The sequence below is a fragment of the Stenotrophomonas sp. RIT309 genome (genome assembly GCF_000632045.1).
Lineage (GTDB): Bacteria > Pseudomonadota > Gammaproteobacteria > Xanthomonadales > Xanthomonadaceae > Stenotrophomonas > Stenotrophomonas indicatrix.
Window position 1 is genome coordinate 225,314 of sequence record NZ_JFYS01000001.1, and the last position, 14,740, is coordinate 240,053.

The following is a 14,740-nucleotide window of genomic DNA, read 5'->3' on the forward strand; positions in this document are numbered from 1 at the left end:
CTGAGGCCGTCCGCACATGAAACCCACCACGCTGCTGTTGGCACTGATCGCCAGCCATTTCGTTCCGCAGTCGGCCTTGTCCGCTGAGGCGCCGGCGGCCACAAGAACCGCCGGCGCCGACAATTTCTACAGAAGCGCCAGCGTAAAAGGCGAGCGCGTCAGCTTCCTCAACCAGTACCAGATGGAAGTGGTCGGGACGCTGTACCGGCCGCAGGGCCTGACGCATGGCGGCCGCGCACCCGCCGTGGTGGTCGGACACCCGATGGGCGCGGTGAAGGAGCAGAGCTCACAGCTGTATGCGCAGAAGCTGGCTGAGCAGGGTTTCGTTACGTTGGCGATCGATCTTTCCTTCTGGGGAGAGAGCGCGGGTACCCCGCGGCACCTGGTGTCGCCTGAAATCTATTCTGACGATGTCAGCGCGGCGGTGGACTTCCTGAGCACGCAGTCTTTCGTGGATCCACAGCGGATTGGTGGCCTGGGTATCTGTGGCAGTGGCAGTTTCGTGATCAGCGCAGCCAAGATCGACCCGCGCATCAAGGCAATCGCTACGGTCAGCATGTATGACATGGGGGCCGCCGCGCGCCATGGGCTGAACCACGCGCAATCGCTGGAGCAGCGCAGGCAGATGATCAAGGCTGCAACGGACCAGCGTCTGGTCGAGTTCAACGGTGGGCCGGCAGTCCATGTACCTGGCACCGTGAACAAGCTCGAGGCCGATACGTCCGAAGTGCAGCGCGAGTTCTTTGATTTCTACCGTACGTCGCGAGGTGCTTACACCGCCGAAGGCGAGCGCGGCGACTTGACCACCCAGCCGCTGTTCAGCAGCTTGGTCAAGTTCGTCAATTTCTACCCCTTCAACGATATCGAGACCATCTCGCCCAGACCGATGCTGTTCATCTCTGGCGACCACGCCCACTCGCGTGAGTTCAGCGAGGACGCGTACCGCAGGGCAGGGCAGCCGAAGGAGCTCTACTGGGTGAAGGATGCTGGTCATGTAGACCTGTATGACCGCACCGACCTGATTCCCTTCGCAAGGTTGGCGACGTTCTTCCAGCGAGGCCTGGCTGGGAAATGAGCAGCAACGACGCGACGGCCGACCGGGCCAACTGGGGCGGGGTGCTGGCAATGACGCTGTGCGTGTTCGCACTGATCGCCTCTGAATTCATGCCGGTGAGCCTGCTTACGCCCTTGGCGGCTGACCTTGGCGTGAGCGAAGGGCTGGCCGGGTATGGGATTGCCATCTCTGGTGCCTTCGCCGTGCTGACCAGCCTGTCGATCTCCCGCTTGGCCGGGAGCATCAACCGGAAGACAGTGCTGCTGACGCTCACCGCATTGATGGCGGCATCCGGCGTGGTGGTGGCATTGGCTCCCAGCTACCCGATCTACATGATGGGCCGGGCATTGATCGGCGTGGTGATCGGCGGCTTCTGGTCATTGTCTGCGGCCACGGCCATGCGGCTGGTGCCAGCAGCGCAGGTGCCGCGAGCACTGGCGATCTTCAATGGCGGCAACGCGCTGGCAACGGTAGTGGCTGCCCCCTTGGGCAGCTACCTTGGCGGCGTGATCGGATGGCGTGGGGCATTCCTGTGCCTCCTGCCTGTGGCAGCCATCGCGCTGGCATGGCAGTGGCTGTGTCTTCCTTCCATGGCCGCGGAACGACGGCGATCCCGGGGCGGGGTGCTGGCCCTGTTGCGGCGGCGGGTGGTGATGTTGGGAATGGCGGCGTGCGGCATCTTCTTCATGGGGCAGTTTGCCTTGTTCACCTATGTGCGCCCGTTCCTGGAAAAGGTCACGGGTGCAGGGGAATCCGCCGTTCCGCTGGTGCTGCTGGCCATTGGTGCAAGCGGCGTTGTCGGCACGCTCGCGATCGGGGCATTCATCAGGCGTGGTCTCTATCGCACACTGGTGGCCGTCCCGATCCTGATGGCGGTGATTGCCGCGGCGCTCGTGGCGCTGGGGCCTCAACTCTGGCCGACGGCCGCACTGTTTTCGGTATGGGGTCTGCTGGCCACGGCTGCGCCGGTGGGTTGGTGGAGCTGGCTGGCACGCACGTTCACCAACAACGCTGAAGCGGGCGGCGGGCTGATGGTAGCGGTGGTGCAGTGCTCGATCGCGCTGGGTTCCAGCCTTGGCGGCGTGCTGTTGGACAGTGTTGGTTTCGCCTGCACATTCCTGGCCAGTGCGGGCTTGCTGCTGTTTGCGGCATTGCTCGCCTATGTCACGGCCGCCGATGCTGCGTCCGCATCCGGCTCGGCGGTCGCCGTAGAGGCATGAGGCTGATGAGGCGCGCGACGAGGATCATTGGGCAGCTGCTTTCGCTTTGCCTTGCCTGCTCTTCTGCCGGAGCTGGAAATCAAACAGCCGCCGGGCGGGTGGTGGACCGATACCCAAACGGTCACCATTTGCCGGCGTGACGGCGCGGCGCTACGCTTCCACGATGTCTACTTCGACCTCCGCAGCACTCGACGGCGGGCGCGGCCCCGCCGAGCACGACGTGCGCACCCAGATCATCGTGGCCGCCACCGCGCATTTCAGCCATTACGGCTACGACAAGACCACGGTGTCCGACCTTGCCAAAGCCATCGGTTTTTCCAAGGCTTACATCTACAAGTTTTTTGCCTCCAAGCAGGCCATTGGTGAGGTGATCTGCGCCAATTGCCTCGGTCAGATCGAAAGCGAGGTTCGTCAGGCCCTGCAGGGGGTGCAAGCGCCTGACGATAGGCTGCGTGTGTTGTTCACCGTCATTGTGGAGGCCGGTCTTCGCCTGTTTCTGCAGGATCGGCGCCTGTATGAAATCGCCGTCGCCGCCGCGACGGATCAATGGCCATCAGCGAAGGCGTATCAAGACCGGATCGGGCAGCTTGTTGAAGACATCATCAAGGAGGGACGTGCCTGCGGAGCGTTCGAGAGCCGGACATCACTTGAAGAGACCGGCCGCGCGGTCTATCAGGTCCTGCTTCCTTATCTGAACCCGGTGACGCTGCCGCACCTGGCGCCCTTGCACGAAGAAGCGCCCAAAGCCTTGCAGGAGCTGGTCCTCAGGAGCTTGCAGTCACACCAGTAGTGACTATTGACGCAATGAGTCACTAGGAACAAAATGCGTCCGGACACCCCACTCCGGAAGGCCGCATGCGTCGCCGTTTTGTACTCCCAGCCATTTCCTGTGTTGTTCCGTTGCTCCTTGTGGCCTGCAGCAGGACGGGTGAAAGCGACCCCCGAACCGCGCCGCCCATCGTCCGGGTCGCCCAGGTGCAGCCGGACACGGGAAATGCGCGGACCTTCACTGGCATCGTCGCCGCACGGGTGCAGAGCGATCTGGCCTTCCGGGTGGGGGGCAAGATCACCGAGCGCCTGGTCGAGACGGGGCAGACGGTCAAGCGCGGCGACGTGCTGTATCGAATTGATCCCATCGATCTGAACCTGGCCGCAGCGTCCCAGCAGCAGGCCGTCATCGCAGCCCGTGCGCAGAATGTGCAAGCCACCGCGGACGAGGCGCGCTATCGCGACCTGGCGGCCAAAGGCGTTGTATCCCGGTCGGCCTACGATCAGATCAAGGCTGCCGCAGACGCGGCGTCCGCGCAGCTCAAGGCAGCCGAAGCCCAAGCCCGTGTCGCGCGCAATGCCAGTCAGTACACGGCGCTTGTTGCCGATGCCGATGGGGTGGTCATGAACATTCTGGCCGAGCCCGGCCAGGTCGTTGCAGCGGGGCAGATCGTCGCCCGGCTTGCCCGTGCAGGCAGCCGCGAGGCCGTCGTCCAGCTGCCCGAGACACTTCGGCCGCAGATCGGCTCGGCGGCGTCCGCTTCCCTGTTCGGGGCAAGTGGCAGGATTCCGGCACGGTTGCGTGTGCTCTCTGAATCGGCAGATCCCGCAACCCGCACCTTTGAAGCCCGCTACACCCTGGAGGACGGCAGCACGGCATTGCCGTTGGGGTCCACCGTGGCGGTAGCGGTTGAAGGCACCGCAGCTGCAGGCAGGGCGGGGGGCGTTGAGGTCCCATTGGGCGCGGTGTTCGATCCCGGCAACGGGGCCGGTGTCTGGGTCATCGGGGGCGAGCCACTCAAAGCCCGTTGGACGCCGGTAGTGGTCAAGCGATTGGGTGACGACCAGGCCCTGGTTGAGGGCGCGTTGAGTGCATCCGACCGAGTGGCCGCACTGGGCGCGCACCTGCTCCGCGAAGGGCAGGTGGTTCGTCTGGCCGATACCGCCACGACCACCGCTGGCAAGGGAGCCCACCCGTGAGTGGGTTCAACCTGTCGGCGCTTGCGGTGCGCGAGCGCGCGATTACCGTCTTTCTGATCTTCCTGGTCTCGGTTGCCGGCATCGTGTCGTTCTTCCAGCTGGGCCGCGCAGAGGACCCGGCGTTCACTGTCAAGGTGATGACAGTGATCACGGCGTGGCCGGGTGCCACGCCCACGGAGATGCAGGACCAGGTGGCCGAGAAGCTGGAAAAACGCCTGCAGGAGCTGCGCTGGTATGACCGCAGCGAAACATATACGCGTCCCGGCCTGTCTTTCACCACGCTGACCCTGCAGGACGGTACGCCTCCTTCGGAGGTGCAGGAAGAGTTCTACCAGGCGCGCAAGAAGATAGCCGACGAAGCCGCAAACCTGCCCGCAGGTGTCATCGGCCCACTGGTCAATGACGAATACGCCGATGTCACCTTCGCGCTGTTCGCGTTGAAAGCCAAGGGCGAGCCGTTCCGCGCGCTTGCACGTGACGCCGAAACCCTTCGCCAGCGCCTGCTGCATGTCCCGGGGGTAAAGAAGGTCAATATCATCGGCGAGCAGTCCGAGCGGATCTATGTGGAGCTTTCCCACCAACGTCTGGCCAACCTGGGCATCACGCCGCAGGCAGTGTTCGCCGCGCTGAACGGGCAGAACGCGTTGACGCCCGCCGGCTCCGTGGAGGCCAAGGGCCCGCAGATTTTCATCCGCCTCGACGGCGCGCTGGATCAGCTGCAGAAGATCCGGGATACCCCCATCGTTGCGCAGGGCAGGACGCTGAAGCTGCAGGACATCGCCATCGTCAAGCGCGGCTATGAAGATCCGTCGACCTTCATGATCCGCAACGGGGGCGAGCCCGCCATGCTGCTCGGGATCGTCATGCGCGACGGCTGGAACGGCCTGGATCTGGGGGCCTCGCTCGACGCTGAGGTCAAGAAGATCAACGACGGCCTGCCGGTGGGGATGGCCCTGGAGAAAGTCACCGATCAGGCGGTGAACATCAGCGCGTCGGTCGACGAGTTCATGATGAAGTTCTTCGTCGCACTGCTGGTGGTGATGGTGGTGTGCTTCGTCAGCATGGGCTGGCGCGTCGGCATCGTGGTGGCAGCCGCCGTACCGTTGACGCTGGCCGCGGTGTTCATGGTGATGGCTGCCACCGGAAAGAACTTTGATCGCATCACGCTCGGTTCGCTGATCCTGGCGCTGGGCCTGCTGGTCGATGACGCAATCATTGCCATCGAAATGATGGTGGTGAAGATGGAAGAGGGCTACAGCCGGATCAAGGCATCGGCCTATGCCTGGAGCCATACGGCGGCGCCGATGCTGGCCGGCACCCTGGTCACGGCCGTGGGCTTCATGCCCAATGGCTTTGCCCGCTCAACTGCCGGCGAATACACCAGCAACATGTTCTGGATCGTCGGCATTGCGCTGATCGTATCGTGGGTGGTCGCGGTGTTCTTCACGCCCTATCTTGGCGTGAAGCTTCTGCCTGAACTGAAGGCCGTGGAGCGCGGCCACAGCAGTCTCTACGATACGCCGCGCTACAACCGCTTCCGGTCAATCCTGGCGCGCGTGATTGCGCGCAAGTGGCTGGCCGCAGGTTCGGTGATCGGCCTGTTCGTGCTTTCGGTGGCAGGCATGGGGTTGGTGAAGAAGCAGTTCTTCCCCATCTCTGATCGCCCGGAGGTATTGGTCGAGGTGCAGATGCCCTACGGCACCGCCATCGAACAGACCAGCCTGGCGGCCAGGAAGGTGGAGAAGTGGCTGTCCGCGCAGGAGGAGTCGAAGATCGTCACGGCCTACATCGGCCAGGGCGCGCCGCGCTTCTACCTCGCCATTTCGCCGGAGCTCCCCGATCCCGCGTTTGCCAAGATCGTCGTCCGCACCGACAGCCAGCAACAGCGCGACGCGCTGAAGGCAAGGCTCCGCCAGGCAGTGGCGGAGGGACTGGCGCCTGAAGCACGCGTGCGCGTCACGCAGCTGGTGTTCGGGCCTTACTCGCCTTATCCGGTGGCCTATCGGGTCAGTGGCCCGGATCCGGATGTCATCCGCGGCATTGCGGCCAAGGTGGAGCAGATCATGCACGCCAGCCCGATGATGCGGACCGTGAACACCGACTGGGGCGTTCGCACGCCAACGTTGCACTTCACGTTGGACCAGGACCGCCTGCAGGCGATGGGCATGACCTCTGCGTCTGTCTCGCAGCAGTTGCAGTTCTTCCTCAGCGGGGTGCCGGTCACTGCCGTTCGTGAGGACATCCGCACCGTCGAAGTGGTTGCCCGATCTGGCGGGGATACGCGCCTGGACCCGTCGCGCATTGCCGATTTCACTTTGGTCGGCGCCGGTGGCCAGCGCGTGCCGTTGTCCCAGATCGGCGCTGTCGAAGTGCGCATGGAAGAGCCGGTACTGCGGCGGCGCGATCGCGTGCCGACCATCACCGTGCGCGGTGATATCGACGATGCCCTACAGCCACCGGACGTATCGGCGGCCATCAGCAGGCAGCTTCAGCCACTCATCGCCTCGCTTCCCGAGGGATATGCCATTGCCCAGGCCGGCGCCATTGAAGAGTCCGGCAAGGCGATGAGCGCCATGCTGCCGCTGTTCCCGATCATGCTGGCGATCACCTTGCTGATCATCATCCTGCAGGTGCGCTCCATCTCCGCAATGATCATGGTCTTCATGACCAGCCCCCTCGGCCTGATCGGCGTGGTCCCGACCCTGCTGTTGTTCCAGCAGCCGTTTGGCATCAACGCCTTGGTTGGACTGATTGCATTGTCGGGCATCCTGATGCGCAACACGCTCATCCTTATCGGTCAGATCCACGAAAACGAAGAAGCCGGGATGGAAACCTTCCACGCGATCATCGAGGCGACGGTTCACCGGGCGCGCCCGGTGATCCTGACCTCCCTGGCAGCGGTGCTGGCCTTCATTCCGCTGACCCATTCGGTGTTCTGGGGAACGCTTGCCTACACGTTGATCGGCGGCACCATCGCCGGCACCGTGATGACGCTGGTCTTCCTCCCGGCGATGTATGCCATCTGGTTCAAGGTCCAAGCGGACAAGACCCGCGTTGCCTGAAAGTGGCCTGGATCTCTTTTACACGGGAAGTGAGTCATGAACATTGCCGACAAAGATCGCATCGTAGTGACCGGAATGGGTGTGGTGAGCCCGCTGGGCTGCGGCGTGGAAACGGTGTGGTCGCGCCTGCTGGCGGGACGTTCCGGAATTGGCCCGCTGGGCGATGCGCTTTCCGCCGGAACGGGCTGCAACGTAGGCGGCCGCGTGCCCGACCGGGTGCAGGATCCTGAGGCGGGCTTCGACTCCAACGACATCATCGCGCCAAAAGATCTGAAGAAGATGGACCGGTTTGTCGAGTTTGCGCTGGTAGCCGCCCACGAAGCGCTTGCGCAGGCCGGGTGGCGTGAGGCTGATGAGCGTGGCCTGCTGCGAACGGCGACCGTGATTGCGACGGGGATCGGTGGCTTTGGATCCATCGTCAATGCGGTGCACACCACCGAAAGCCGTGGGCCTGGCCGGTTGTCGCCTTTCACTGCGCCTACCTTCCTGGCCAATATGGCGGCAGGGCAGGCGTCGATCCGGTACGGGTTCAAGGGGCCGCAGAGCGCACCCGTCACGGCATGCGCGGCAGGCGTCCAAGCCATTGGTGATGCGGCGCGCCTCATCCGGTCCGGCGAGGCGGACATTGCACTGTGTGGTGGCGCGGAAGCTGCGATGCATCGGGTCAGCCTGGGCGGCTTTGCGGCGGCCAAGGCACTGAGCACGTCATTCAACGACACGCCACAGGCAGCGTCCCGGCCGTTTGATGAGCAGCGGGACGGCTTCGTCATGTCAGAAGGGGCAGGGCTGCTGGTGATCGAGCGGCTGGATCATGCGCTGGCGCGTGGCGCCACCCCGCTGGCCGAGCTGGTCGGCTACGGCACCACCTCTGATGCGTATCATCTGACTGCGGGCCCCGACGACGGCAGTGGTGCGCGCAGGGCGATGGAGATCGCGCTGGCGCAGGCGGGCATTGCCGCCGGGCAGGTCGACCACATCAACGCGCACGCAACCTCGACCCAGGTGGGGGATCGGGCAGAGCTTGCGGCCATGCGTGCCCTGTTCGGTGCCCGCCCAGATCTTCTGATCTCTGCCACCAAGTCCAGCACCGGGCACCTGCTCGGGGCAGCTGGCGGCATCGAAGCCATCTTTACCGTGCTTGCTTTGCGCGATCAGGTCGCACCAGCGACACTCAACCTCGGCCGCCCCGATCCGTTGGCCGAAGGGCTTTCGATCGTCGCCGGCGTGCCGCGCACGGCTGGCATCGAGTTCGCGTTGACCAATGGATTTGGTTTTGGCGGCGTCAATGCCTGTGCACTGTTCAGGCGCATGTGAGCGTGGCTGCCTCCGGCGGCTTCCCAAGCAAAACCGCCCTGCGCTGGGAAGGTGCACGGGCGTTGAGCCGGCGCTGGATGCTGGATGCCGCCGGCACTGTGTTTGCGGAAGAAGGCTTCGAGAACGCGACGATGAAGCGCATTGCCGAGGTCTGTGGCGTCACCAAGGTCACGATCTATGCGCACTATCGTGACAAGGCGCGGCTCTACAAGGCGGTCATGGACGGCCACCTGGCATCGATACCGGATGCCCGGCTCGACGCGCACGGAGCAATGGATCTTGGTGATGTGCTGATGCGCATCAGTGGCGGCATCGAACGGTTGGCAGCGGACCCGGCATGCCAGGCCTTCTGCCGGACGCTGTCGCGGTCTGATCATGCACGTGATGTCTACATGGAACACTGGAGCACGAAACTGGAACCGTATCTGGACCTTGCGACACGAGCGATGGCGAGCGCCCCGGTCCGCTCGAGCCACCCGGGTGACAGTGAGAAGTTCCTCAGGCTCATCCTCACAGAACATGGCCTGCCTCATGGGGCGATGCCCGTGTCCGGGAGTGAAGCAACCGTGGCGCTCTTCATGCGCGCCTATGGGATGACGCTGCCGGAGGCCTGAAAGACTCCCCGGGAACATTGAGTCGACGCCTCAAGGCCATCCGGCTTTCGCCATGGCCCGACCAGGCATTCAGCGCACGCTCGATTTCAGTCCAGGAAGCATGACTTCATGCACTGCAGATTGACTACAAATGTAGTCATTATCTCTGTGTCCATTGAAGGATCCTGCCATGAGAGCACCTCTGCTTGCCTGCCTGTTCTTCCTGGCGCTACGCCCGTTTGCGGCCGCAGCCAACACGCCTGATGCCTTGGCAGCGATAGAGCGGAATGCCCGCAACGCGCATTCCGACGCGGTCTACATTGAAAGCGGGCGCGGGGTGCTGCTGCAGATCGCGCCGGCAGCCGGTGAAGACCGCATCCACCTGATGTCGGCGACCAAGTCCGTCGTCGCCCTGGCCATCGGGCTGCTGCTCGATGACGGCAAGCTCGCATCCATCGACGAACCGGTCAGCACGGTGTACCCGGAATGGCGCCAGGGCAGGAAGCGGGACATCACGATCCGGATGTTGATGGACCACACCTCCGGCCTGCAGAACGTGGCCAACGCGGGGGTGGAACTGGAGGGCGCGCCGGATCTGGTGAAGCTGGCGCTGGCGGCCGAGGTGTCCAGCGATCCAGGCACCACCTTCGCCTACAACAACAAGGCGACCAATCTTCTGCCGGACATCGTGCAGCGGCTTGCCGGCAAGCCACTGGATGTCTATCTGGACGAACGGTTGTTCAAGCCGCTTGGCATCACCGGCCATGCATGGATGAAGGACCAGGCCGGGACGCCCATGGGCATGGCCGGACTGTCGTTGTCGGCGGTTGATCTTGCAGCGATCGGACGATTGATGCTGGACGGCGGCGTCACCCCGGACGGCAAGCGGTTGCTGAGCGAACGCTCGGTAGCGTTGATGACCGCCGAAAGCGCGCGTTCCCCCGACGTCGGCCTGTTGTGGTGGCGCATCCCCGCATGGGAGCACTACCGATTGAAGGCCGGTGCGGCCACGCTTCTGAGCGCTCGCGGCATGGATGCCGTGATGCTGGACGCGCTGCTGGCCGCCGACGGCCAGGTATTTGACAGCAAGTCAGCGCTGATCAGCTTCCTGGCCGAACGGCTGGGACCGAGCTGGCCACAGCGCTACGCTGCGGAAATCACTGGGCGTGGACTGAAGCTCGGCGACATCTTCGACATCGACCGAGGGCCGGTAGCGGCATTCGCCGCCAACGGCTATCTCGGCCAGCACCTGGTCATTGTTCCCGACAAGGGCGTGGTGGCGGTAAGGCAGATTCAACGGCGGGAGAGCCACAGGGCCCCGCTCGACGATTACGCCGCGTTTCCCATGGATGTACTGCGGCTAGCAGAGACGCTGTGACCGGCCAGCACGCTAGGGAATGCGGCAGCCCGCGAACACATCCAGTCCCGGCTGGTAGATACCGCTGCTGATGGCGAACAGTCCCAGCAGGGAGTGGAAGAGATTGTCGTGGCTGTAGGATCCGGTGCCCGCAGCATGGCGCAGGCAGGCCAGATCAAGGCGGGCATGGGTTGCAAAGCCCGGGGAGAACCACATCACCATCGGCACCTGGGTCTGCTCGCGTGGCGCTATGAAGTAGGGCGTTCCGTGCAGATACAGGCCGCGCTCGCCAAGCGACTCGCCGTGATCGGAGACATAGATCAGTGCAACGTCACGCTGCTCCGAATAGGTCTGCAGCAGGTCGATGGCCTTGCCCAGCAGCCGGTCGGTATAGACCAGGGTATTGTCGTAGGTGTTGGTCAGCGCTTCGTTGCTGCACTTCTGTATCTGGTTGCTGTCGCAGGTAGGGCTGAATGCCCTGGAGTCGGCGGGATAGCGTTCAAAGTAGGTGGGGCCATGGCTGCCCAGCTGGTGCAGCACGATCAGACCATCACCCTGCATGGCCGCGATGCGCGTGTCCAGCTGGTGCAGCAGGATCTCGTCATGGCAGGTGCCGTCCTTGTTCACGCACAACCCAGGCACCTTCAGCGGCGGCATGTCGTCGGTGGGAACGCGGTTGCACACGCCCTTGCAGCCACCGTTGTTGTTGTCGCGCCAGAGCACGCTGGCGCCGGTGCGCTGCAGGACGTCCAGTACGTTCTCCTCCGATGCCGCAGCGACGCCCTCGTACTGCGACCGCGGCATCTGCGAGAACATGCACGGCAGTGACACCGCCGTTGATGTGCCGCAGGATGCAACGTCCCGGAAGCTGATGACGCCGTCCTTGCTTGACAGTTGCGGGTTGGTTGGGCGCGGATAGCCGTTGAGCTGGAAGTTCTTTGCACGTGCCGTCTCGCCGGCCACCAGGATGACCAGGCGCGGGCGCTCGCCGGGCGCGCGCGTGGCGTCTTCGCCGATCGTGCGCAGCGGCTGTGCCTTGGCGCTGTAGCTGCTCCGGAGGTAGCCATAGGTGTGACGAAGGACGTTCATCGGCAGCACCTGCTCGCGAATGTAGCGGTTGTTGCGGAGCAGGGACGAGTACTCCTTGTAGAACGCCAGGCTTACCGCTGCCAGCACCATCAGCGTCGCCAGCACGTTCCCCAACCACACCAGCGCCGCCCGCAAAGGACGCCCGCTGTTTCCACTGCGCATGATCAGCAGAACACATGTGGGCAGCGCGCCCAGCAGCAGCACCGTCAGCAGCAACGGCAGCGACAGGTAGGAGGTCATTTCAGCCTGGTTGGTCTCCAGCGCGTTCTGCACCATGTCGCGGTCGATCAGTACGTTGTAATGCAGCATGAAGTAGGTGCACGCAGCGCTGACGACAACCAGCAACGCCAGCACCGGTTTGCGCACATAGGGAAGCATGCCGATGGGCGTGAACAGCAGATTGAACAGGCACAGCAGCAGCACCGGAAGGCTGCAGAAGAACAAAGCGCTGCGCAGATCATGGATATCGATGAGAGACCAGAGCGTCTTCCAGAGAGCGATGTTTCCCAGCGTGGTGAAGAACAATGCCGCGCACCAGACAAGCATGATCGGATGTTGCGGGACAGACCTGAAGCATGAACGCACGTGCAGAATCCGCTGAGCCAGAAGTGCGCGCAGTATCTGGACGCGTTCATCAGGAAGTTGTCAGGTTCCTTGCTCATCCCATCAGGACCACGGCCCACACCGTAGCCACCATCAGCAGGGCCGTGCTCTGTGCGGCACTGCCCATGTCCTTGGCGTTCTTGGAAAGCGGATGGTGTTCCAGAGAGATGCGGTCGACCACCGCTTCGATGGCCGAGTTGAGCAGCTCCACCAGCAGGCTAATGAAGCAGACCATCAGCATCAGGGCGCGCTCGCTGCGGCTGACGTCCAGCAGGAGCGCGACGGTTGCCAGCGCGCCATGCAGCAACAGCAGCTGCCGGAACGCGGCCTCACCCTTGAATGTCGCGACGAAGCCGTCGCGGGAATGGATCACGGTATGCAGGATTCGGCGCAGCCCGGTCTTGCCGTGCGCGTACTTGCCGTTGCTCTTGGGTTGCCCTGGCTGCATTTCGTACCTGCCTTCATGAAGAGATCCGGCAAGGGTGGAAGGAGCAATGTCAGGAAGCTGTCAGGTATCGGCTGTGGGTGGGCGCATCTGCAGGGTGAAGCAGCAGCCTCGCACCGAGGTCTCGACCGTCATCTGCCAGCCAAGATGCTCGACCACGCGCTGCACGATGGACAGGCCCAGACCTTCGCCACTCTGCCGGGCGCTGGTCACGAAGCGCTGGAACTGCTGCGCGTCGATGCTGGACGGCAGCCCCGGGCCGGTATCGGCAACCCGCAGCGTGCTGCCACGCAGTTCCACCCGTACCTCGCCTTCCTCCGTGTACTGGCACGCATTGCGCAGCAGGTTCCAGATCACGCTCTGTGCCAGCACGTCATTGGTCAGCAGCTGCTCGTCCTGCGCCGCATCAAGGGTCAGCCGCACCGGCTTTCCTGCCAGCCACGGCACGCATCGCGCCATGCATTCCTCGATCACCGGTCGCAGCAGCAGGTTGCTGCGTGGCACTGTCCTGGGGTCGCGGGAAAGCAGCAGCAGGCAGGTCAGCTGGCGCTGCATTTCCTGCGTGGTCCGCACAATGCGCTCGGCACTGGCCAGCAGCCGGCTGTCGGCCGGCAGCTGGTGCAGCAGCGTTTCGGCGGCGCCACCGATGATCGCCAGTGGTGTGCGCAGTTCATGGCTGGCGTCGCCGGCAAAGCACTGTTCACGCTGCAGGAACTGCTCAAGTTCGTCGCTGTGTTGGGCAAAGGCGCGCGCCAGAACGCCGATCTCGTCGCGCGCGTCCTGGAAGGGGAAGGGCTTGTGCTTGTTCTGCACGGCATCAGCCAGGCGCGTAATGGGCGCGATGACGTGGGCCGACGTCCGGCGACCAATCCAGAACGCACAGAGCACGCAGGTCAGGATCACCAGCGCAGCAAAGGCGTTGATCAGGTGCTCGAGGTAGGCGTAGTGATCACCGTGCTGCAGCAGGTAGTAGCGCTGTCCGTTGCTTTCGAAGACCCGAAGATGCCATTCGTTCGGTGCGGCTTCACCGTGGTAACCCAGCCCGTACCGGCGCAGCACCTGCGGAACCGTATGCGGATCAAACAGCTGGCTGCCTTCCGGCAGGTCCGGTTGCACGCCTTGGGCCAAGGCCACCTGCAGCCTGCGGACCTCCCGGCCCTGGCTCATCGAAACCACGGAGGCCCTTACTTCGTCATAGTCCACCAGTTCGACCAGTACGATGAAGCCCATGGCACCGGCCATCAGCAACACGAACGCAACGGTGATGCGCGTTCTCAGGGTCAAGCTTCGATATAGGGACTTCAGCGAGCGGGCATTCATGGGTGGCGACTATCCCGCATGTGCTGGCGCCGGCGTGCCCAGGCGCCAGCCGACACTGTGCACGGTAGCAATGAGTGCAGGGTCGAACGGCCTGTCCACCTGAAGGCGCAGCTCATGGATATGCGTACGCAGTGCGCCGCTCTCCGGCGGCTCGTCGCCCCATATCAGGTACTCCATCTCCTGCTTGCGCACCACCGCCGGCGCGGCCCGCATCAGGCACATCAGCAGCTTGTGCGTGGTCGGTGTCAGGTTGAGGGCCTGGCCCTGGCGCCATGCCTGTGGCGAACGGGTGTCGACCCGAAGGTCCGCCCAGGCCAGGACGCTCTGCACCTGCCGGCCCTGGGCGCGGCGGACCAGCGCCTTGATGCGCGCGTCCAGCTCCTTCAGGGAAAAGGGCTTGACCAGGTAATCATCCGCACCCAGCGCGAGCCCCTGCACGCGGTCTTCCACCGGATCACGGGCGGTCAGCATCAGGATCGGAACCGGGTTCTGGAACTTCTCGCGGAGTGTCTGGCACAGTGCCATGCCATCAAGACGGGGCAGCATCAGGTCCAGCAGGATGGCATCGTAATCATTCTGCGTTGCCCTGCGCAGGCCGCTGGCACCATCCCGTGCGTCGTCAAGTACGTAGCCCAGTGGCTCGAAGAACGCGTAAAGGTTGGCAACCAGCTCGGGGTTGTCTTCAATGATGAGCAGTCGTGTCATGGGCTACGTG

The 14,740-nt window shown here is 63.8% G+C and carries 12 protein-coding genes; 8 read left to right on the forward strand and 4 right to left on the reverse strand.

Going from position 1 to position 14,740, the window contains the following annotated elements; translation table 11 throughout:
- The first annotated feature begins 16 nt into the window (after positions 1–16).
- The 8 genes from BW38_RS19350 to BW38_RS19315 all read left to right on the forward strand — a co-directional run bounded on the left by BW38_RS19350 (position 17) and on the right by BW38_RS19315 (position 10,589).
- The gene (locus BW38_RS19350) at positions 17–1,075 is read left to right on the forward strand and encodes an alpha/beta hydrolase (protein ID WP_032974738.1); all 1,059 of its coding nucleotides are present in this window, start codon (positions 17–19) and stop codon (positions 1,073–1,075) included.
- Positions 1,072–2,274, forward strand: a complete 1,203-nt coding sequence (locus BW38_RS19345) for an MFS transporter (RefSeq protein ID WP_032974739.1) — start codon at positions 1,072–1,074, stop codon at positions 2,272–2,274. The genes BW38_RS19350 and BW38_RS19345 overlap by 4 nt, the downstream gene beginning before the upstream one ends.
- A 163-nt stretch (positions 2,275–2,437) precedes the next feature.
- Positions 2,438–3,064: a TetR/AcrR family transcriptional regulator gene (locus BW38_RS19340; RefSeq protein ID WP_032974740.1), complete on the forward strand. Its 627-nt coding sequence runs from the start codon at positions 2,438–2,440 to the stop codon at positions 3,062–3,064.
- 65 nt (positions 3,065–3,129) lie between these two features.
- The gene (locus tag BW38_RS19335; protein ID WP_032974741.1) at positions 3,130–4,242 is read left to right on the forward strand and encodes an efflux RND transporter periplasmic adaptor subunit; all 1,113 of its coding nucleotides are present in this window, start codon (positions 3,130–3,132) and stop codon (positions 4,240–4,242) included.
- A complete protein-coding gene (locus tag BW38_RS19330; RefSeq protein WP_032974742.1) occupies positions 4,239–7,304 on the forward strand; it encodes an efflux RND transporter permease subunit in 3,066 nt (1,021 codons plus the stop codon). Before BW38_RS19335 ends, BW38_RS19330 begins: the two co-directional genes overlap by 4 nt.
- Positions 7,305–7,340: 36 nt before the next feature.
- Entirely contained in the window at positions 7,341–8,618 is a 1,278-nt protein-coding gene (fabF, locus tag BW38_RS19325) for a beta-ketoacyl-ACP synthase II (RefSeq protein WP_032974743.1), read from the forward strand.
- Between the two features lie 2 nt (positions 8,619–8,620).
- Positions 8,621–9,232, forward strand: a complete 612-nt coding sequence (locus tag BW38_RS19320; RefSeq protein ID WP_152543257.1) for a TetR/AcrR family transcriptional regulator — start codon at positions 8,621–8,623, stop codon at positions 9,230–9,232.
- Positions 9,233–9,401: 169 nt separating this feature from the next.
- Complete coding sequence (locus tag BW38_RS19315; protein WP_051584848.1) at positions 9,402–10,589, forward strand: serine hydrolase domain-containing protein; 1,188 nt, start codon at positions 9,402–9,404, stop codon at positions 10,587–10,589.
- Between the two features lie 12 nt (positions 10,590–10,601).
- On the opposite strand, the gene BW38_RS19310 is transcribed toward BW38_RS19315, so the two are convergent.
- From BW38_RS19310 to BW38_RS19295, 4 genes are all read right to left on the reverse strand, one after another.
- Complete coding sequence (locus tag BW38_RS19310) at positions 10,602–12,203, reverse strand: phosphoethanolamine--lipid A transferase (RefSeq protein ID WP_051584849.1); 1,602 nt, start codon at positions 12,201–12,203, stop codon at positions 10,602–10,604.
- 112 nt (positions 12,204–12,315) lie between these two features.
- Entirely contained in the window at positions 12,316–12,708 is a 393-nt protein-coding gene (locus tag BW38_RS19305) for a diacylglycerol kinase (RefSeq protein WP_051584851.1), read from the reverse strand.
- Positions 12,709–12,768: 60 nt separating this feature from the next.
- Positions 12,769–14,025: a HAMP domain-containing sensor histidine kinase gene (locus BW38_RS19300; protein ID WP_032974747.1), complete on the reverse strand. Its 1,257-nt coding sequence runs from the start codon at positions 14,023–14,025 to the stop codon at positions 12,769–12,771.
- Positions 14,026–14,034: 9 nt separating this feature from the next.
- Positions 14,035–14,730 (reverse strand): response regulator transcription factor, encoded by a 696-nt coding sequence (locus BW38_RS19295; RefSeq protein WP_032974748.1) that lies wholly within the window; start codon positions 14,728–14,730, stop codon positions 14,035–14,037.
- Positions 14,731–14,740 lie beyond the last annotated feature (10 nt).